Source organism: Pengzhenrongella sp. (genome assembly GCF_036565025.1).
Classification (GTDB): domain Bacteria; phylum Actinomycetota; class Actinomycetes; order Actinomycetales; family Cellulomonadaceae; genus Pengzhenrongella.
This window is the reverse complement of record NZ_DATCNW010000082.1, coordinates 1-18542: the sequence shown is the minus strand read 5'-3', so window position 1 is coordinate 18542 and position 18542 is coordinate 1. Positions and strand designations below refer to the sequence as shown.

Sequence of the window (18542 nt, the reverse complement as noted above, 5' to 3'; positions counted from 1 at the left end):
GTCCGCTCCCGGCTCAGTTCAGCGACCACCCGATCGACTCCCGGAGCGCCCCATGAGTTCTGTCACTACACAGGCACCGACGCCCGCTACCCGCAACGAGACCCCTCGGCCCGCGCGCCCGTCCCTGCTGCACGCCCTACTGGCCCGGCCCGAGTTCGGAGCCCTGATCGCCGCCGCCGGGATCTATGCGTTCTTCTTCGCCGTGGCGCCACCGTTCCGGCACCTCGCGTCGCTGTCGAACGTGCTGTACCAGAGCTCGACCCTCGGCATCGTGGCCGCCGGCGTTGCGCTGCTGATGATCGGCGGCGAGTTCGACCTGTCGGCCGGCGTCTCGGCCGTGACCTCGGCCCTGACGGCCTCGATGTTCAGCTACCAGCTCGGGCTCAACCTGTGGGTGGGTGCGATGGTCGCCCTGGCCCTGGCGCTGCTGATCGGGTTCGTCAACGGCTACCTGGTGGTCAAGACGCACATCCCCAGCTTCCTGGTGACCCTGAGCACGTTCTTCATCCTGCAAGGCTTGAACCTCGGCGTCACCAAGCTGCTCACCGGCACCGTCGCGACCGCCAGCATCTCCGAGATGGACGGGTACAGCCAGCTCCAGGCCGTGTTCAACGCCGCGTTCCACGTCGGCGGGATCACGATCCGCATCACGGTGATCTGGTGGCTGCTGTTCGTGGCGCTGGCCACCTGGATCATGCTGCGCACCAAGATCGGCAACTGGATCTTCGCCGTCGGCGGCAACCCGGACAGCGCGCGGGCCGTCGGCGTGCCCGTCGCCCGGGTCAAGATCGGCCTGTTCATGGGCGTCTCGTTCCTCGCCTGGTTCTACGGGATGCACCGGCTGTACGCGTTCAACACCGTGCAGTCGGGGGAGGGCGTCGGCAACGAGTTCCTCTACATCATCGCGGCCGTCGTCGGCGGCACGCTGCTCACGGGCGGCTACGGGTCCGCGGTCGGGTCCGCCATCGGCGCGTTCATCTTCGGGATGACCACCCAGGGCATCGTGTACGCCGGCTGGGACCCGAACTGGTTCAAGGCGTTCCTCGGCGTGATGCTGCTGCTCGCGGTGATGGTGAACCTGTACGTCAAGAAGCTCTCCAGCACACGGAAATGAGGTAGTGGCCATGACGGACACGACGTTGGACGCGCCCACCTCACCGGTGAGCGCCGGCAAGACCCTGATCGAGATGGACGGCATCGGCAAGTCGTACGGGGCCATCCGGGCCCTGGAAGGCATCAACCTGCGGGTCAACGCCGGCGAGGTGACCTGCGTGCTCGGCGACAACGGCGCCGGGAAGTCCACGCTGATCAAGATCATGTCCGGGCTGCACCCGCACACCGAGGGCACGCTCACGATCGACCAGCAGGAGACGCACTTCTCCTCACCGCGCGAGGCCCTGGACCGCGGCATCGCGACCGTCTACCAGGACCTCGCCGTCGTCGGCCTGATGGAGGTGTGGCGCAACTTCTTCCTCGGCTCCGAGCTCAAGAAGAGCCGGTTGCCGCTCGCGCCGATGGACATCGCCAAGATGCGCAAGACCGCCGACGAGGAGCTCCGCAAGATGGGGATCCACATCAAGGACATCAACCAGCCGATCGGCACGCTCTCCGGCGGCCAGCGGCAGTGTGTCGCGATCGCGCGCGCGGTCTACTTCGGGGCCCGCGTGCTGATCCTCGACGAGCCGACGGCGGCCCTGGGCGTCAAGCAGTCCGGTGTGGTCCTGAAGTACACCGCGGCCGCACGCGAGGCCGGGCTCGGCGTCGTGTTCATCACCCACAACCCGCACCACGCCTACCTGGTCGGCGACCACTTCATCATCCTCAAGCTCGGTCGCCGGGTGCTGGACAAGCGGCGCTCCGAGGTCACCCTCGACGAGCTGACCACCGAGATGGCCGGTGGCCAGGAGCTCGCCGAGCTGTCCCACGAGCTCAAGCGATAGCGGGGGCTGGGAAGCACAGGGGAGCCCGCGATGCCGCAGCAGATCAGCGACGACGAGTGGCGCCGGCTGCTCCAGACCCGTGCCACCCGGCCGGAGGCCGTGGCGGAGGCGTACGCACAGCGCCGCCGTCCGGCCGGGCTGCTGTCCGACGACGGCACGATCTTCCTGGTCGCGGCCGACCACCCGGCCCGCGGGTCGCTCGCGTCCGGCACCGATGCCATGGCGATGGCCAACCGGCGTGGCCTGCTCGAACGCCTGATGACGGCCCTGTCCCGTCCCGGGGTCGACGGCGTCCTCGGCTCGCCCGACATCGTCGAGGAGCTGCTGCTGCTCGGCGCGCTCGAGGGCAGGGTCGTCGTGGGATCGATGAACCGGGGCGGGCTCGACGGGGCCGCGTGGACCATGGACGACCGGTTCACCGGCTACGACGCCGCGAGCATCAAGGCCTGCCGGCTCGAGGGCGGCAAGATGCTGCTGCGTATCGACGACGAGGATGCCGGCACCGCGCCCACCATCCACGCGTGCGCCCGCGCGGTCACCGAGCTCGCCCAGCACAAGCTGATGGCGATGATCGAGCCGTTGCCGTACCACCGGGACACCTCCGGGTTCCTCGTGCTGCGCAAGGACACCGCGTCCTTGGCCCGCGCGGTGACCGTGGCCTCGGCGCTCGGGACCACGAGCGCGTACACCTGGCTGAAGATGCCCTCGTGCGACGAGCCCGAGGTCGTGTACGGCGCGACCTCCCTGCCGTGCGTGGTCCTCGGCGGGGTCCCGGGCCCGGATCCCGAGGCCGACCTCGCCTCGTGGGGCCGGACGCTGTGCCAGGACTCGGTGCGCGGGCTCGTCGTCGGGCGCACCCTGCTCTACCCGCCCGACGGCGACGTCGCGCGCGCCGTGGACGCGGCTGCCGCCCTGCTGGCGCGGGCGTCGCGTGCCACCTGACACCCCGCCGCCCGACCACCGGGTGTCCGAGATCCTCCTGCCCCGATTCACAACCCGATTCACACCCACTGTGAGGTTCGCATGACGATCGTTATCGGTTACGTCCCCACCCCTGTGGGCGAGGCAGCGCTCGCGCGGGCCGGCGAGGAGGCCCGGCTGCACGGCGAGCGGCTCGTCGTCGTCAGCTCGACGCGGGGGGAGTCCAACGTGGACCCGTCCTACCCGCAGACCCCGACCCTCATGCGGCTGGTCACCGAGCTGGGCGCGCAGGGGGTCGAGGTCGAGGTCCGCCACAAGGAGACGTCCGGCGGCCCGGCGGACGAGATCCTCGACGCCGCCGAGGACGTCGGCGCGAGCCTGATCGTCATCGGTCTCCGGAAGCGCACCGCCGTCGGCAAGCTCATGCTCGGCAGCACCGCGCAGACCGTCATCCTCAAGGCGCACTGCTCGGTCCTCGGGGTGCGGACCTGAAGCGTTCACCTGTGCCATTCTTTGTGCGGCAGTGAGCCCGGAACGAGCCGGGAATAACAGTTGAGCAGGGAAAGGTCGTTGCATGGCCAGGAGTGGCGCGCGGGAGAACGTCCAGCTGATCGCGTACGCGGACCGGTTCGGGGGCAGCCTGCCGGGGTTGCGGAAGATCCTGGACGGACCGCTCGCCGGGGTGTTCACGGGGGTGCACATCCTGCCGTTCTTCACCCCGTTCGACGGCGCGGACGCCGGCTTCGACCCCGCCGACCACGCCGCCGTCGACCCGCGGCTCGGCACGTGGGCGGACGTGCGGGCGCTGGCCGGGGAGTACGACCTGATGGTCGACCTGATCGTCAACCACGTCTCGGCCGATTCGGCCGAGTTCCAGGACGTCGTCGCGCGCGGTGACGCGTCGCCGCACGCCCGGATGTTCCTGACCATGGACGACGTGTACCCGAACGGCGCGACCGAGGCCGAGCTGGTCGGGATCTACCGCCCTCGTCCGGGGCTGCCGTTCACTCCGGTGACCCTCGGCGGCGTCCGCCGGCTGGTGTGGACGACGTTCACCAGCCAGCAGATCGACCTCAACCTGGCCCACCCGACGGGCCGGGCCCACCTGGACAAGGTGCTGAGCACGCTCGCCGCCGGTGGCGTCCGGATGCTCCGCCTGGACGCGGTCGGGTACGCGATCAAGACTGCAGGCACGTCGTCGTTCATGACGCCGCAGACGCTGGAGTTCATCGACGAGCTGACCGCCCAGGCGCGTGCGCTCGGGGTGCAGGTGCTCGTGGAGATCCACGCCCACTTCGAGCGGCAGATCGCCATCGGCTCCGCCGTGGACAGGGTCTACGACTTCGCGCTGCCGCCGTTGCTGCTGCACTCGCTCTACACGGGCGACGCCGACCCGCTGCGCCGCTGGCTCGGAGCGCGCCCGGTCAACGCGGTCACCGTGCTGGACACCCACGACGGGATCGGGGTGATCGACGTCGGCCCCGACCAGATGGCGGAGGGGCACCCGGGGCTGCTCACGCCCGACCAGGTGCACGACCTCGTCGAGTCCATCCACGAGCGCTCGGGCGGGCAGTCGCGCGAGGCGACCGGCTGGGCCGCCTCGAACCTCGACGTGTACCAGGTCAACTGCACGTACTACGACGCCCTCGGCCGGGACGACGGCGCGTACCTGCTCGCGCGGGCTGTGCAGTTCTTTACCCCGGGGATCCCGCAGGTGTACTACGTCGGGCTGCTCGCGGGCGAGAACGACATGGACCTGCTGGCCCGGACGGGGGTCGGCCGGGACATCAACCGCCACAGTTATACGGTCGGCGAGATCGAGCAAGACCTCGCCCGCCCGGTCGTTGCGGCACTCGTCCGGCTGATCCGGTTCCGCAATGCCCACCCGGCCTTCGACGGCGAGTTCGAGGTCGGCGGGACCGGGTCGCTGCTCACCATGACCTGGCGCGCCGGCGATCACACCGCGTCGCTCGAGGCGGACCTCGCGAACGCCACCGCGACCCTGCGCTGGACCGCGGCCGACGGCGACCTGCACACCGTGGGCGACCTGCTCAGCGGGGAGCTCATGTACTGACGACTCGTCGGGCCGTTGTGAGCCGCTTCGCGTGGTCCGCCTCGTGCCCGACGAGCGCCCCGGCGGCGCTGGACCGGGGTGTCCGTACCGGACGTCGCGCCGCCGGCTTCGTCGTTGAGTGATTATTGGAGAATTGCGATAGAGGCGGATAGAACTAGAGAGAAGTCCTCGCTCGGCGGGTCGCCGGCGCGACTCGGCCTGCGGCGACACGCACCAGCACCGCCCGTCCGAGCGCGGCCCCGGCCGCGGCTCCGGCGGTGTTGAGGATGACGTCGTCGACGTCGGCCGCGCGGCCCAGCATCAACTGGGCCACCTCGATCGACAGCGAGAGGGCGAAGAGGGCCGCGGTCGCCGTCCGGACTCGCCAACCCAATGCGAGCGCGGCGAGCAGGCCGACCGGCAGGAACATCACAGCATTCCCGACGATGTTCAAAGCGCCGACGGGGCCGTTGACGTTCGCGAGCTGGCGGGCGATGCCCCGGAACGGGATGACGTTGACGCCGGAGTAGAGGTTCGTCGGCACGAGTGTGACCGCGAGGACGGAGATCACCGCCCCGACGAGCAGCGTGCGCAGGGCGCCGCGCGCCGCGCGGCCGTAGTCGCGGACGCGCAGCGCGGGGACGGCGGTGATCCCCGCTGCGGCGAATGCCCCGGCCAGGATCAGCACCAGCAGGCCGAGGGGTACGTATCGCAGGAAGTCCATCTGGGTGAGTGTGCCCGCCGCTTGGTTCACGCACTGGTGAGTTCGCCATTCTGCTTCGAGTTCGTCGATCGAACGCGCGTAGTCGTGCGCGGAACGTCATGATCGCGCGGTCGTAGCCAAGGCTTCGCGGCACGGAATCACCCGAGTCGTCAGCCGCTACGCGGCCCCTGGTACGCGCAGGGGCTGACACATCCGAGGGCCCCCGTTGTGTCAGCCCGAGCGCGGTCCCTGGCGCGCGCAACGGCTGACACGTGGTGGGGGCGTGGCTGCAGGGCGGTACCGGTTGATCCGGTACCGCCCCGCAGGTTGTGACTCGCAGGCGGGCACGTGGTTCGGGTGCCCGACTTCCTCAGGCGCTCGAGGTGGTCACGTGTCCGACGTACTCACGTCTGACGTTTTCACGTCCGACGTCGTTACGGCCGAGTGTGCTCAGCCGTTCGTGAAGAGCGCGTTGATCTGGTCGTTTGCCTTGTCGTAGACGTCGGTGCTGCCCGTGCCGCCGAGGAACGTCTCGCCGGCAGCCTTCATGATGGCGCTCACCTCGGTCCAGTGCTTGGCGATCGGCGCGAGGTGGGTCGTCTTGTCATCGACCTGGACCGTGAAGGCCGAGGTGTCGTAGCCCTTGGCCGTGAACGCGGCCTTGGCCTTGTCGAGGGACGTCTTGATCGCGGGGAAGACGACGGCCTGGCTGGCGATGACGTCCTGGCAGGCGGGCGAGGCGAGGTACTTGACCCAGGCCCAGGACTCGTTGGGGTGCTTGGTGCCGACGTAGATCGAGTCGGCGAGGCCGTTGAAGACGCTCGCGCGCTTGCCGGTCGGGCCGACCGGGGTCGGTGCGATCGCGGTCTTGATGCCCTTGAGGGTCATGTAGGCGTTCGTGTTCCAGTCACCCTCGGTGACCATGGCGCTCGCGCCGGAACCGTAGGCCTGCTGAGTGCTGACCCCGGACTGGGCGATCTTGAGCGACGGCATGTAGCCCTTCGCGATCAGGCTGCGCCACCAGGTCATGGTGTCCTTGAACTCCTTGGAGTTGTAGTTCCACTTCGTGCCCCACGGGTTCTTGTTCGCGTACTCGAACCCGTTGCCCATGGCGTACTCCGACCACTCGGTCTGTCCGAACGCCTCGCCCGAGCCCGCCAGGCCGAGGCCGTAGGTCTTGACCTTGGTCTTGTCGAAGCCGGGCTGGTTGCCGTGCACGCCGTTCTTGTCGACGGTGAGGGCGGCGATCGCCTTCTCGTAGGTGCCACCGTCCTTGGTGTTCCACGCGAGGTTCTTCATGTCGTCGGCCGTCAGGCCGGCGGCCTTGACCATGGCGGTGTTGTAGAACAGGCCGACGGTGTCCCAGTCCTTGGGGAGGCCGTAGCGCTTGCCGTCCTCGGTGACCCACAGGTCGGCCAGGCCGTCCTGGTAGATGCCCAGGTCGAGCTTGTCCTTCTTGACCAGGGGGGCGATGTCCATGATCTGCTTCTGATCGGCGAACGTCGGGTACTGCGAGAGGTGGTCGGTGAAGACGTCGGGCGCGGTGCCGGCGACGAAGTCGTTCGTCAGCGAGCCCCAGTAGTCGTCCCAGCCGAACTGCGAGATCTTGACCTTGACGCCGGAGTCCTTCTCGAACCCGTCGGCGCACTTCTGATACGCGCCGAGCTGGTTGGTGTCCCAGAGCCAATAGTTGATCTGGGTGCCCGACTTGGGAGTGCCGGAGCCGGCGCCGGCGTTGGTGGAGCTGGAGCCAGAGCCGGAGCTACAACCGGCTACGAGCAGGATTGGGACGACGGCGAGCGCGGCGAGCGCCCGGACGTTGCGACGCATGGGGAGTTCCTTTCATAGGTACGGCAAGGGATTTTTCGAGGGGTGGGGCTGTGTTCCGGCCGCCGGGGTGACGAGCCGGCGTCGTGCTACTTGATGCCGGTGAAACCGATCGAGTTGATGATCCGTTTTCCGATGAGGGCGTAGAGGACAAGGATGGGCAGGGCCGCGATGAGGGTCGCTGCCATGAGGCCCGCCCAGTCGGGACTGCCCTGGGGGGTCTGGGACTTGAAGACGCCGAGTGCGACGGTGAGCACGCGGACGGACTCGGCCTTGCCGACGAGGAGCGGCCAGAAGTAGTCGTTCCAGGACGCGATGTAGGTCAGCAGGGACAGGGTCGCGATGGGTGCGGAGGACATCGGGACGATGATGGTGAAGAACACCCGGAACTTCCCGGCGCCGTCGATCATGGCGGCCTCCTCGATCTCCTTGGGGATGCCGAGGAAGAACTGCCGCAGGAAGAAGACGGCGAACGGTGTCATCAGCAGGCCGGGGAGCACGATCCCGAGGTAGGTGTCGAGCAGCCCGAGGTCCTTGATGAGGATGAAGTTCGGCAGCATGGTGAAGATCGGCGGGACCATCAGCGCCGTGATGAAGGCGAAGAACAGCTTGTCCCGCCCCGGCCATTCGAGCCGGGCGAAGGCGTACGCGGCGAGCGCGCAGAAGAAGACCTGCCCGATCGTGGTGGAGGTCGCCACGATGAGGGAGTTCTTGAGGTAGAGCCAGAAGTTGACGCTGGCTCCGGAGCCGCCCTGGGCGATGGCCTCGGCCTGGGTCGACAGGCCCAGCACCCGCTGGAACGCGCCGAGGGTGAAGTCCGCCGGCAGCAACGAGGAGGAGTTCGCGGCCAGCGAGCGGGTGTTGGAGAACGCGGTGCGCAGCATCCAGTAGAACGGGAACAGCGTGAGCAGGACCGACAGGCCCATGAAGACCCAGGCGAGGGCGCGCCCGATCGGGAGCTTGCGCTTCTTGGTGTTCAGCGGGGGCCGGTCCAGGACGGCCCGGGTGGCGGTGGAGACGGGCATGTCGTTGTCCTTCATGACAGGTCCGACTCGCCGGCGCGCAGCAGCTTGATCTGCGCGAAGGCTACGGAGGCGAGGATGACGAAGAGGACCACCGAGATGGCCGAGGCGTACCCGAAGTCGAATCGGGTGAACGCGAGGTCGTAGATGTAGTAGTAGATGACCCGGGTCGCGTTGACCGGTCCGCCCTGGGTGGTCACCGCGACGGTGTCGAAGAGCTGGAACGAGCCGGTCACGGTGATCACCAGGACCATCGCGAGCACGGGGCGCAGCAGCGGGATGGTGATCTTGAAGAACGTGCGCACCTCGCTCGAGCCGTCCAGGGCGGCCGCCTCGTACAGGCCGGTCGGGATGGTCTGCAGCCCGGCGAAGATGAGCAGCGCGGTGTACCCGACGTGCCGCCAGACGTTGACGAACGCGATGGTGGGGATCGCCCAGAAGGAGTCGCCGAAGAACGCGACCTTGTCGATGCCGACCCACTCCATGATCTGGTTCACGATGCCGACCTGGTAGTCGAGCATCCAGTACCAGCTCAGCGCGACGACCACGTTCGCGATGAGGTACGGCATGAGCAGCGCCCCGCGCACCGCCATGGACTTCGTGAAGCGGTGCATCAGGACCGCGATGGTCAGCGCGAGGATCGTCTGGGCGCCGATGTTCAGCACCACGTACTCCAGCGTCACCTTGAACGCGTTCCAGACCAGGTTGTCGCCGATCAGCTTCTGGTAGTTCGCCGTGCCCACCCACGTCGGCGGCGACAGCACGCTGAAGTCGGTGAAGCTGTAGTACACCCCGCGGAGCGCGGGCCAGACATAGAAGATCAGGAAGCCGAGCGTCGCCGGACCGACGAACAGCAGCGCGACCTTCAGGTCGTTGCGCTCACGCCGGCGCTTCGGACGACGTCCGCGTTCCGGCGCCGCGCGGGTCGGACCCCGCACATCGAGCGGTGTTGTTGGTGTGGTTGTCATGGTTCCTCTTCGCGCCTCGTTGCGGTGGGGATCAAACGTCGGTGGTGCGACTCAGAGCCGCGTGGCTGCCAGCAGGACAAGTCGTTCAGGGAGCAGGTCCGGGGCCTGCACCCCCACATCGGACAGGACCCGTCCCGGCAGGACGATCCCGTCCGCCCACCACGGCGGCGGAGCGTGCCCGCCGAGGGAGGGGGCAGCGGTGGCCGGCTCGAGCGGGGCGAGCCGGTAGTCGGCGTCGGGGTCGAGGCCGGGCAGGCGGACCCGCCCGGGCGGTGACCAGACCGAGGTGGCGATCGTGACCAGGGCGAACACGGCCTCCGAGCCGTCGGCCGCGACGACGCCGTGCACGAGCAGGGCCGCGTCGGGGTGGTCGCCGTGCACAGACCGCCCGGTGTGCAGCAGGTTGCGCTTCTCCTTGTAGAGCTCGATCCAGCGGGCGAGCTCGGCGCGCTCGGCGTCGTCGGCCGTGCGCAGGTCCCACTCGACGCCGAGGTGACCGAACAGGGCCGTGCCCGCCCGGAAGCCCAGCGTGTGCCTGCGCCCCGTCGAGTGCGACTCCGGTGAGCCGATGTGCGCTCCGACGAGCTCGGGCGGCAGGAGTAGCCCGGTCCAGCGCTGGATCTGCTGGCGCTCGAGGGCGTCGATGCAGTCGCTGGCCCAGATCCGGTCGGTGCGTTCCAGGATGCCGAGGTCGGCGCGCGCGCCGCCCGAGGAGCACGACTCGATCTCGAGGCGCGGGTGCCGGTACTTCAGCGCGTCGATCAGCCGGTAGACGGCCAGCGTCTGGTCGCGGACGCCCGCCCGGCCGTGGGACGTGCTCCCCGCCTCGACCAGGTCACGGTTGTGATCCCACTTGAGGTAGTCGATGGCGTACTCGCGGACCAGGGTGTCGAGCCGTTCGAGGATGTACTCGAACGCGGCGGGGTTGGCGAGGTCCAGCACCTGCTGGTGGCGTGCCTCGGGCGGCAGCCGGTTGCCGGTGGACAGGATCCAGTCGGGGTGTTTGCGCGCGAGGTCGGAGTTGACGTTGATCATCTCCGGCTCGACCCACAGGCCGAACTGCATCCCGGCGGCGCGGACGTGCTCGACGAGCGGGCCGAGGCCGTCGGGCCACACGTTCTCGTCGACGTACCAGTCGCCGAGCCCGGCGTGGTCGTCGCGGCGGCCGCGGAACCAGCCGTCGTCGACCACGAAGCGCTCGACGCCGACCTGCGCCGCCGAGTCGGCCAGGGCACTGAGGGTCGCGAGGTCCTGGTTGAAGTAGACGGCTTCCCAGGTGTTGAGCACGACCGGACGGGCCGTGCTCGGGTGCTGCCTGCGCCCGCGCATGAACTCGTGGAACCGCGCGGACATCTCGTCCAGTCCCCGGCCCCACGAGGCGTAGATCCACGGGGAGGCGTGCGCCTCGCCGGGAGCGAGGGTGCCCTCGCCCGGCAGCAGCAGCTCGCCGCCGCCGAGGAACCCGTAGCCGGCCGCGGTGCGCTCGGCGAGGGTGCGGTGGTTGCCGCTCCACGCGACGTGCATGCCCCAGACCTCGCCGCTCTCGAAGGAGAACCCGGGCTCGCCGGCGATGAGCAGCAGCGTGGCATCCGCCCCGGTGCGGCCGCGCCGGTTCTCGCGCAGGTGGGTACCGAGGGTCAGCGCGTGGCGCTGCGGCGAGCGCTCGCGCAGGTGCCGCCCGGTGAAGTCGAGGACCTCCAGCGCGCGGGTGGGGATCGGCAGGGCGAGCAGCACGGCGTCGAGCGTGTAGTCGGCGGCCCGGGAGGTGTTGGTCACCGTGGCGCGCGTGCGGACCAGGCCCGACGCCGTCAGCTCCACCTCGAGGTCGACGCGCAGCCCGGCGTCGTGGTCGGTGGCCTTCACGGTGAGCCGGTGCGCGATGTTGTTCTTCGGGGAGTCCAGCGTGAGGTCCTCCACGAAGAACGCGGGGGAGAAGTCGTGGCCCGCGCGGTGCCCGGACACGCCGGGGGTGCCGAGCCAGCCGGCCGACTGCTCGGGGAGCAGGCTCAGCGGGACGACGTGGTCCACGGCGTTCGTCACGATCTGCGGGACCGAGGCCGTGCGGAGCGAGTTCAGCGCGGCGTCGGACAGCTCGCCCAGGTCGGCACCCCAGTGCAGGACCCGCGGAAGTCGGACCCCGGCGGTGTCGAGCACGAGGCTTGCGCCGCCTGCTCGCAGGTGGACCACACCACCCAAGATCGTGTCGGGCTGCTTCATGGAGCTGACTCCTTTGTCTTCACCAGAGGCGACGCCGTCCCGAGTGATGACTTAGTGTCGCCACGGAACTATGGCGCTGTCAAGACACGAACGAGTGACGAAAGATCACGCTCTGGTCACGATTTGTCCCACTGCCAATAGTTCTGTTGGAGAACTAAAGTCTGGGGCTGGCACAATCGCAGGCAACCGCAATCGGAGGATCCTCGTGACATCGCTGGCACCGAGCTGGACCCCGCTGAGCGGTGCCAGTCACGCGGTTGCGCTCGATGTGCTGATCAACGGACCCCTCTCGCGCGCGGAGCTCGCCCGCCGTCTCGAGCTGTCGGCCGCGAGCCTCACCCGCCTCGCCGGTCCACTCGTCGAGGCCGGGCTGCTGGTCGAGGTCGGTCCCCGCAACGGTGGTTCCGGCAACGGCGACACCCGCATCGGCCGCCCGGAGCGGCTGCTCGACGTCGTGCCGACCTCGCACCACTTCATCGGCATCAAGCTGACCGCCGACACCGCCTACGGCGTCCTGACGACGCTGCGCGCCGAAGAGGTCGCCTCCGAGCACCTCCCGTTGACCGATCGTGACCCGCGCGCCGTCGTGCAGGTCGTGGCCGACCTCGTCACGCACCTGCGCCGGCACGGGCCGGCCGTCACCGCGGTGAGCATCAGCCTCGGCGGGCTTGCTGCCGACCACTCGATCGTGACCGCGGCACCGTTTCTCCAGTGGGCCGACGTGCCGTTCGGAAGGATGGTCGAGGAGCTCACCGGGCTGCCCACCGTCGTCGAGAACGACCTCATCGCACTGACCGAGGCCGAGCACTGGTTCGGCGCGGGGCGCGGTCTGGACCGGTTCGCGGTGCTCACGGTTGGCGCGGGGGTCGGCTACGGGCTCGTGGTCCGGGGCCATCAGATCGCGAGCCCCGACGCCGGGCTGGGTCTCATCGGGCACGTCCCGCTCGACCCGGCCGGGCCGACGTGCTTCGCCGGCCACCGAGGCTGCTCGACCGCGATGCTCACGATGCCGAGCATCGCGGCGGCGGCATCCGTCGCGCTGCGACGGCGGGTCGGCTACGACGAGGTGCTGGACCTGGCGGTCGCCGGTGACCCCGCGGCGACGCGGATCGTGGCCGATTCGGGTCGCGCGCTCGGCCGGCTCATCGCGCTGGCTGCGAACTTCACGATGCCGGAGCGCGTCGTCATCGGCGGTGAGGGCGTGCGCCTGGTCGATGTCGCCCGGGCCGAGATCGACGAGGCGCTCGCCGAGGACCGCGACCCGCAGGCCTCCCGGATGCCGATCGTGGTGCTGCCCGGCAGCTTCACGCAGTGGGCCCGTGGCGCGGCGGTCATCGCCATCCAGACGTACGTGCTGGGCGCCGGCTGACGCGCTGGCGCCCCGCGCTGTGGCCGTGCCGTTCGTCACGTTAGTTGGTTCTGGCCTCGTTCGCGCCCTAAGGTGAGCCTGCCCTTACCGCGAACAGAACGGCTTGCCTCTCATGCGCTCGCTCAAAGGACCGGCCGTCGTGGCCATGGTTGCCGCCGTGCTCACTGTCGCGGCATGCGGTGGATCCGCCGCCGGCGACGACGCCGCGAAGCCCACCCTCACGCTGTACAACGCCCAGCACGAAGAGATGATGAAGCCCGTCGTCGCGGCCTTCGAGGCCAAGACCGGCGTCCAGGTCAAGATGCGCAGCGGCGACGACTCGGAGCTGTCGAACCTGCTGGTCCAGGAGGGCGACGCCTCGCCCGCGGACCTGTTCGTGACCGAGAACTCCCCGGGCATGAGCCTGGTCGCCAAGGCCGGGCTGTTCGCCGACCTCCCCGCGAAGACCCTCGCGCAGACCCCGAAGCAGTACGAGTCCACGGACAAGTCGTGGGTCGGGTTCGCGGCCCGGTCGACCGTCTTCGCGTACAACAAGAAGGCGATGCCCGCCTCGGCGGCGCCCGCCTCGCTGATGGACCTCGCCGATCCGAAGTGGAAGGGGCGCATCGGGATCTCGCCCGCCGGCGCCGACTTCCAGGCCATCGTGAGCGCCGTCGTGCAGCTCAAGGGCGAGAAGGTGGCCGCGCACTGGCTCGCGGGCCTCAAGACGAACGCCAAGATCTATGACGGCAACGCCACGGTGATGAAGGCCGTCAACGACGGGGAGATCGACGGCGGGGTCATCTACCACTACTACTGGTACGAGGATCAGGCCGAGGGCGGCGCCAACAGCGCGAACGTGGCCCTGAACTTCTTCAAGAACCAAGACCCGGGCGCGTTCCTGAGCGTCTCCGGTGCGGGCGTGCTCAAATCGAGCAAGCACCCCAAGCAGGCACAGCAGTTCGTCGAGTTCCTCACCAGCGCGGCCGGCCAGCAGGCCATCGCCAAGAGCAAGGCGCTGGAGTACACCATCGCGAGCGGCGTCCCGGCCAACCCGGTGCTGACCCCGATGACGGACCTGCAGCCCCCGACGGTCGACCCGACCTCGCTCAACGGACCCCACGTCATCAAGCTCATGCAGCAGGCGGGTCTGCTCTGAGTGTCTGACCTCGTGCGCACCTGCAGCACCCACCGGCCCTCGACGGGCCTGTGGGTGCTTCGCGGCGCCTGCCTGGTGGTCGCGGTGCTAGCCGTCCTGCCCCTGCTCTACGTGGCCTGGTACACCGTCGACGCCGGCTGGACGCAGGTCTCGCACCTGGTGTTCCGGGCGCGGGTCGGTGAGCTGGCCTGGAACACCCTGCGCCTCACGCTCGCCGCGATCGCGACCTGCGCGCTGCTCGGGGTCGGCGCGGCGTGGCTGATCGAGCGGACGGCACTGCGTGGTCGACGCGCCTGGCACGTGCTGATGGTCGCGCCGCTCGCGATCCCCGCGTTCGTGAACAGCTTCGCGTGGATCTCGCTGGCTCCTGCCCTGCACGGCTTCGGCGCGGCGCTGCTCATCGTCACGACGTCCTACTTCCCGCTCGTCTACCTGCCCGTGTCCGCGACCCTGCGCGGGCTGGACCCAGGGCTGGAAGAGGTCTCCCGATCGCTGGGGTTCGGCGCCGCGCGGACGTTCGCACGCGTGGTCCTGCCGCAGCTGCGGCCCGCCCTGCTCGGCGGCTGCCTGCTGGTAGGTCTGCACCTGCTCGCGGAGTTCGGCGCGCTGCAGATGCTCCAGTTCCCCACCTTCACGACGGCGATCTACGACCAGTACCGCTCGTCGTTCGCCGGCCCGGCCGCGAACTCCCTCGCGAGCGTCCTGGTGGTGGCCTGCCTGTTCCTGCTGCTCGCCGAGCTGCGGCTGCGGGGCCACGGGCGCCTGGCGAGGATCGGCCACGGAACGGCCAGGGCGTCGGTGCGCGTGCCGCTCGGGGGCTGGTCCGCGCCCAGCCTGTCCTTCGTCGCCGTCGTGGCGGCGCTCGCGGTGGGCGTGCCGGTGGTCAGCCTGTTCCACTGGCTGTGGGTCGGCACCTCGACGGCGTTCCCGATGGGCATCCTGGCGGCGACCCTGGGGCAGTCGTTCGCGCTCGGCCTCGCCGCGGCCGTCCTCACCACGGCGCTCGCGCTGCCGGTGGCCTGGTTCAGCGTCCGGCACGGCGGCAGGTTCGCCGTGCTGCTCGAGCGCAGCACCTATGTCAGCAGCGCGCTGCCGGGAATCGTCGTCGCGCTGGCGCTGGTGACCCTGACGATCCGCTTCGCGCAGCCGCTCTACCAGACGACCGCGGTCCTGCTGGCGGCCTACGTGATCCTGTTCATGCCGCGGGCCATGGTCAGCTGCCAGGCGGCGATCCGGCAGGTCCCACCCGTTCTGGACGAGGTCGCCGGGTCGCTCGGCGCCGGCCCGGTGTCCCGCGTGACGCGGGTCATCCTGCCGCTCATCGCGCCGGGCGTCGGTGCGGGCGCGGCGCTCGTCTTCCTCGCCGTGATCACCGAGCTGACCTCGACGCTGCTCCTCGCACCGATCGGCACCGAGACGCTCGCCACCAAGTTCTGGAGCTACAGCAGCAGCCTGTCCTACGGTGCCGCCGCGCCGTACGCGTGCCTGATGGTGCTGTTGTCCCTTCCCGCGACCTACCTCCTCACCCGACCAGCACGGGAGCAGACCAGCAGATGACAGCCCTCAGCGTGCGCGACCTGCGCAAGTCCTTCGGAGCCGAGACGGTGCTCGACGGCGTCGACCTGAGCGTCGAGGACGGCCAGCTGACGGCCGTGCTCGGCGCCTCGGGCTGCGGCAAGACCACCCTGCTGCGCCTCGTCGCCGGCTTCGATCGCCCCGATTCCGGCACGATCGCGCTGGGGGAGGGGACCGTGTGCGGCGACGAGGTGTTCGTCTCCCCGCAGCGGCGCCGCGTGGGGTACGTGCCGCAGGAGGGCGCGCTGTTCCCGCACCTCGACGTGTCGGCGAACATCGTCTTCGGCCTGCCTCGGACGGCGCGGCGCAAGCAGGATCGCGTCGAGGAGCTGCTCGAGCTCGTCGGGCTCGATCCGCGGGTCCGGCACCGCCCGCCGCGCGAGCTCTCCGGCGGGCAGCAGCAGCGGGTGGCCCTGGCCCGCGCGCTCGCACCGCGCCCGTCCCTGCTGCTGCTCGACGAGCCGTTCTCCTCCCTCGACGCGTCCCTGCGTGCGGAGACCCGCGAGGCAGTCGTGGTCGCGCTGCGGGCCTCGGGCGCCTCGGCCCTGCTGGTGACGCACGACCAGGGTGAGGCGATGTCGATGGCGGACCGGATCGCCATCATGCGCGAGGGCCGGATCATCCAGGCCGGCTCGCCCGCCGCGGTGTACGAGCAGCCGGTCGATGCCGAGACCGCGAGGTGTGTCGGGGACGCCGTCGTGCTGGCGGCGCACGTGCGGGACGGTCTCGCGGAGACCAGCGTCGGGCAGGTCCAGCTGAAGAACGCCACCTCGGACGGGCCGCTGCGGGTGCTGGTCAGGCCCGAGCAGATTCGCATCTGCGCTCCGCAGGACGGCGATCTCGGCGATCTCGGCGGGCTCGGCGGGCTCGGCGGGCTCGCGCGCGTCGAGCGGATCGAGTACTACGGGCACGACTCGATGGTCTGGCTGACCGTGCTCGCCACCGGCGAGCCCATCTCCGCAAGGATCCTGGGCGACGGCGCGCCGCCCCTCGGCGGGACCGTTCGGCTCGAGCTGGTCGGCGAGGGACTGCACTACGGGTCGCGTGCGCCGGAACGTTCGTTCGCCGGCGTGCCGAGCTGACGCCTGTCAGGCGCTGTCGCGAGCGATGACGGGCGCGGGGACCAGGGTTCCCGGCTCATCATCGCCGTGCGACAGCTCTCGCATCGCACGCCCGAACACCGCTTTCGCGATCGCCGCGAGCGGAATGCGCACGGTGGTCAGCGGAACGTCGAGCATCGACGCGTAGCCGACGTCGTTCCTCGGGCCGGCGATCTACATCAACAGCGACCGCTGGAAGACGCTCCCGCTGGCGCTCGCCGGATTCTCGTCGGCGATCTTCAACAGGGACTGCGTCCAGTCGGTGAACGGGACGGACACGCCGCTACTGATGGCGACGACGATCCTCTCCCCGCTAGCCTCCACCTTCTCCCGGTTGAGGTTGAGACTCGCAGCCACCTTCCCCGGCTGAACGTCCTACGTCGAGGTCCTACGTCGAGGTCCCACGGGACGTCAAACGTAGGACGTTAGGCTCACGGGTGTGACCCCGACGACGGCTGGCCCGCTGCGCCTCGCGCGCGCGGGCATCGTCGCCGGCGCCGTCCTCGGCCTCGCGGCGGGGGCGCACCGGATGGGCGGCGGCTCGCTCCCGGGGCCCCTCGCGATCCTCGCGCTCGGCGCGGTCCTCCTCGCGCTGACGACGGCGCTCGCGGGCCGGCGGCTCACCACGGTGGTGCTCGCGCTCGTGCTCGGCGGCGGGCAGTTCGCGCTGCACTGGATCTTCGACGCTCTGGCGCCGATGGGGTGCGCACCGGTCGCCGCGGCAGGTCCCGCACCGCCAGCTCTCGCGCACCTCGGGCACGCCGCCGGAACCATGCTGACGTGCGGCGGGATGCAACGCGGTCCGGCGGTGCCGCAGTCGAGCGAGGTCCTGCAGGCGCACGCCGCCGGCTCGCCCGCGATGCTGCTCGCGCACGTCCTGGCGACGTTGGCGACCGTGCTGGTGATCGCCTCGGGGGAGCGGACCCTGTGGTGGTTGCTGACCTGGCTGCGGCCGCTGGTCCAGGCGCCCGCGCGGCCGGAGGTGCGGGTCGTCGTCCGGCGGGGGCTGGTTCGGCTGCCCGCCGTGGTGCGCGCGCGGCGCGCGGTCTACCTGCGCACGTCCCCGCGTCGTGGTCCACCCCGCACCCCTGCCCCCGCGGCAGCCTTCGCCTGACGTCATGGACCCCCGCGACGTGCCCGACCCACCGGTCGGTCGCGCGCGGTCGCCCGCGGAGCGTCGACGGTGCGGGGGCCTGCCGCAGTCGACTCCGCTGGAGGGCGCGAACGCGCCCCGACCGAAGGACCTCCCCATGACTGCTCTGCCGACCCGAACCAGTTCCGTCCGTACCTACTCCGACGGGGAGGTCGTCGCGTGGGACGACGTCGCATTGACGCGCCGCGCCGCCGCTCGGACCCGGTCGTGAGCGGGGTCCGCATGCGGGGCCGCACACCGGTTCTCGCACTGGTTGCCGCGGGCGTTCTCCTCGTGGGTCTTGCCGGGCCGGCGTCCGCGCACGACACGCTGGTGTCGGTCACGCCGGCCGACGGATCGACGGTCGCGGTCGTCCCCGGGTCGGTCGACCTGGTGTTCGACGAGCCCGCGATGGCGCTCGGCACGGAGATCCAGGTCCTGGGGCCGGACGGCAAGAGCGTGAGCAAGGGCGCGCCGGTCCTGGTGAACGCCACCGTCAGCCAGCCGCTCACCGCGGTCCGCCCGGCCGGCGCGTACACGGTCGAGTGGCGGGTGACCTCGGCCGACGGCCATGCCA

18 protein-coding genes are annotated in these 18542 nt (G+C 70.1%); 11 read left to right on the top strand and 7 right to left on the bottom strand.

The features are described 5' to 3' along the window. The first annotated feature begins 52 nt into the window (after positions 1-52). From VIM26_RS04295 to gtfA, 5 genes are all read left to right on the top strand, one after another. A complete protein-coding gene (locus tag VIM26_RS04295; protein ID WP_331949112.1) occupies positions 53-1114 on the top strand; it encodes an ABC transporter permease in 1062 nt (353 codons plus the stop codon). A 10-nt stretch (positions 1115-1124) separates the two neighbouring features. Continuing rightward, positions 1125-1940, top strand: coding sequence for an ATP-binding cassette domain-containing protein (locus VIM26_RS04290; RefSeq protein WP_331949111.1), 816 nt, complete (start codon positions 1125-1127; stop codon positions 1938-1940). 30 nt (positions 1941-1970) lie between these two features. Further along, a complete protein-coding gene (locus tag VIM26_RS04285; protein ID WP_331949110.1) occupies positions 1971-2882 on the top strand; it encodes a Cgl0159 family (beta/alpha)8-fold protein in 912 nt (303 codons plus the stop codon). 81 nt (positions 2883-2963) lie between these two features. Further along, on the top strand, positions 2964-3353 hold the full coding sequence (locus VIM26_RS04280) for a universal stress protein (protein ID WP_331949109.1): 390 nt from the start codon (positions 2964-2966) through the stop codon (positions 3351-3353). An 82-nt stretch (positions 3354-3435) separates the two neighbouring features. Continuing rightward, complete coding sequence (gtfA, locus tag VIM26_RS04275; protein ID WP_331949108.1) at positions 3436-4935, top strand: sucrose phosphorylase; 1500 nt, start codon at positions 3436-3438, stop codon at positions 4933-4935. 154 nt (positions 4936-5089) lie between these two features. Here the strand turns inward: gtfA and VIM26_RS04270 are convergent, their stop codons facing one another. The 5 genes from VIM26_RS04270 to VIM26_RS04250 form a co-directional block, all read right to left on the bottom strand. Then, positions 5090-5638, bottom strand: a complete 549-nt coding sequence (locus VIM26_RS04270) for a VanZ family protein (protein WP_331949107.1) — start codon at positions 5636-5638, stop codon at positions 5090-5092. A 429-nt stretch (positions 5639-6067) separates the two neighbouring features. Beyond that, positions 6068-7447 (bottom strand): sugar ABC transporter substrate-binding protein, encoded by a 1380-nt coding sequence (locus VIM26_RS04265; protein WP_331949106.1) that lies wholly within the window; start codon positions 7445-7447, stop codon positions 6068-6070. Between the two features lie 86 nt (positions 7448-7533). Then, positions 7534-8469, bottom strand: a complete 936-nt coding sequence (locus tag VIM26_RS04260; RefSeq protein ID WP_331949105.1) for a carbohydrate ABC transporter permease — start codon at positions 8467-8469, stop codon at positions 7534-7536. 11 nt (positions 8470-8480) lie between these two features. Then, complete coding sequence (locus VIM26_RS04255) at positions 8481-9434, bottom strand: sugar ABC transporter permease (protein WP_331949104.1); 954 nt, start codon at positions 9432-9434, stop codon at positions 8481-8483. 51 nt (positions 9435-9485) lie between these two features. Further along, the gene (locus VIM26_RS04250) at positions 9486-11651 is read right to left on the bottom strand and encodes an alpha-galactosidase (RefSeq protein ID WP_331949103.1); all 2166 of its coding nucleotides are present in this window, start codon (positions 11649-11651) and stop codon (positions 9486-9488) included. Between the two features lie 205 nt (positions 11652-11856). On the opposite strand from VIM26_RS04250, the gene VIM26_RS04245 reads away from it, so the two are divergent. The 4 genes from VIM26_RS04245 (at position 11857) to VIM26_RS04230 (ending at position 16815) form a co-directional block, all read left to right on the top strand. Continuing rightward, complete coding sequence (locus VIM26_RS04245) at positions 11857-13020, top strand: ROK family transcriptional regulator (RefSeq protein WP_331949102.1); 1164 nt, start codon at positions 11857-11859, stop codon at positions 13018-13020. 145 nt (positions 13021-13165) lie between these two features. After that, entirely contained in the window at positions 13166-14158 is a 993-nt protein-coding gene (locus tag VIM26_RS04240; RefSeq protein WP_331949150.1) for an iron ABC transporter substrate-binding protein, read from the top strand. After that, complete coding sequence (locus VIM26_RS04235; protein ID WP_331949101.1) at positions 14159-15715, top strand: iron ABC transporter permease; 1557 nt, start codon at positions 14159-14161, stop codon at positions 15713-15715. Next, the gene (locus VIM26_RS04230; protein ID WP_331949100.1) at positions 15712-16815 is read left to right on the top strand and encodes an ABC transporter ATP-binding protein; all 1104 of its coding nucleotides are present in this window, start codon (positions 15712-15714) and stop codon (positions 16813-16815) included. Before VIM26_RS04235 ends, VIM26_RS04230 begins: the two co-directional genes overlap by 4 nt. A gap of 6 nt (positions 16816-16821) precedes the next feature. On the opposite strand, the gene VIM26_RS04225 is transcribed toward VIM26_RS04230, so the two are convergent. After that, positions 16822-16971, bottom strand: a complete 150-nt coding sequence (locus VIM26_RS04225) for a hypothetical protein (RefSeq protein ID WP_331949099.1) — start codon at positions 16969-16971, stop codon at positions 16822-16824. 36 nt (positions 16972-17007) lie between these two features. Then, on the bottom strand, positions 17008-17190 hold the full coding sequence (locus VIM26_RS04220; protein ID WP_331949098.1) for a hypothetical protein: 183 nt from the start codon (positions 17188-17190) through the stop codon (positions 17008-17010). 82 nt (positions 17191-17272) lie between these two features. Here VIM26_RS04220 and VIM26_RS04215 point away from each other — a divergent pair, with 82 nt between their 5' ends. Together VIM26_RS04215 and VIM26_RS04210 are read left to right on the top strand one after the other, a co-directional pair. Further along, complete coding sequence (locus VIM26_RS04215; protein WP_331949097.1) at positions 17273-17947, top strand: hypothetical protein; 675 nt, start codon at positions 17273-17275, stop codon at positions 17945-17947. Positions 17948-18193: 246 nt separating this feature from the next. After that, positions 18194-18542, top strand: a 349-nt coding sequence (locus VIM26_RS04210; protein WP_331949096.1) for a copper resistance CopC family protein, incomplete at its 3' end; no start/stop codon positions are given.

What these genes read in the sequence shown, in the direction of transcription:
- VIM26_RS04295 (WP_331949112.1), top strand. Translation starts at nt 53, where the DNA reads ATGAGTTCTGTCACTACACAGGCACCGACGCCCGCTACCCGCAACGAG.
- VIM26_RS04290 (WP_331949111.1), top strand. Translation starts at nt 1,125, where the DNA reads ATGACGGACACGACGTTGGACGCGCCCACCTCACCGGTGAGCGCCGGC.
- VIM26_RS04285 (WP_331949110.1), top strand. Translation starts at nt 1,971, where the DNA reads ATGCCGCAGCAGATCAGCGACGACGAGTGGCGCCGGCTGCTCCAGACC.
- VIM26_RS04280 (WP_331949109.1), top strand. Translation starts at nt 2,964, where the DNA reads ATGACGATCGTTATCGGTTACGTCCCCACCCCTGTGGGCGAGGCAGCG.
- gtfA (WP_331949108.1), top strand. Translation starts at nt 3,436, where the DNA reads ATGGCCAGGAGTGGCGCGCGGGAGAACGTCCAGCTGATCGCGTACGCG.
- VIM26_RS04270 (WP_331949107.1), bottom strand. Translation starts at nt 5,638, where the DNA reads ATGGACTTCCTGCGATACGTACCCCTCGGCCTGCTGGTGCTGATCCTG.
- VIM26_RS04265 (WP_331949106.1), bottom strand. Translation starts at nt 7,447, where the DNA reads ATGCGTCGCAACGTCCGGGCGCTCGCCGCGCTCGCCGTCGTCCCAATC.
- VIM26_RS04260 (WP_331949105.1), bottom strand. Translation starts at nt 8,469, where the DNA reads ATGCCCGTCTCCACCGCCACCCGGGCCGTCCTGGACCGGCCCCCGCTG.
- VIM26_RS04255 (WP_331949104.1), bottom strand. Translation starts at nt 9,434, where the DNA reads ATGACAACCACACCAACAACACCGCTCGATGTGCGGGGTCCGACCCGC.
- VIM26_RS04250 (WP_331949103.1), bottom strand. Translation starts at nt 11,651, where the DNA reads ATGAAGCAGCCCGACACGATCTTGGGTGGTGTGGTCCACCTGCGAGCA.
- VIM26_RS04240 (WP_331949150.1), top strand. Translation starts at nt 13,166, where the DNA reads ATGGTTGCCGCCGTGCTCACTGTCGCGGCATGCGGTGGATCCGCCGCC.
- VIM26_RS04230 (WP_331949100.1), top strand. Translation starts at nt 15,712, where the DNA reads ATGACAGCCCTCAGCGTGCGCGACCTGCGCAAGTCCTTCGGAGCCGAG.
- VIM26_RS04225 (WP_331949099.1), bottom strand. Translation starts at nt 16,971, where the DNA reads ATGCTCGACGTTCCGCTGACCACCGTGCGCATTCCGCTCGCGGCGATC.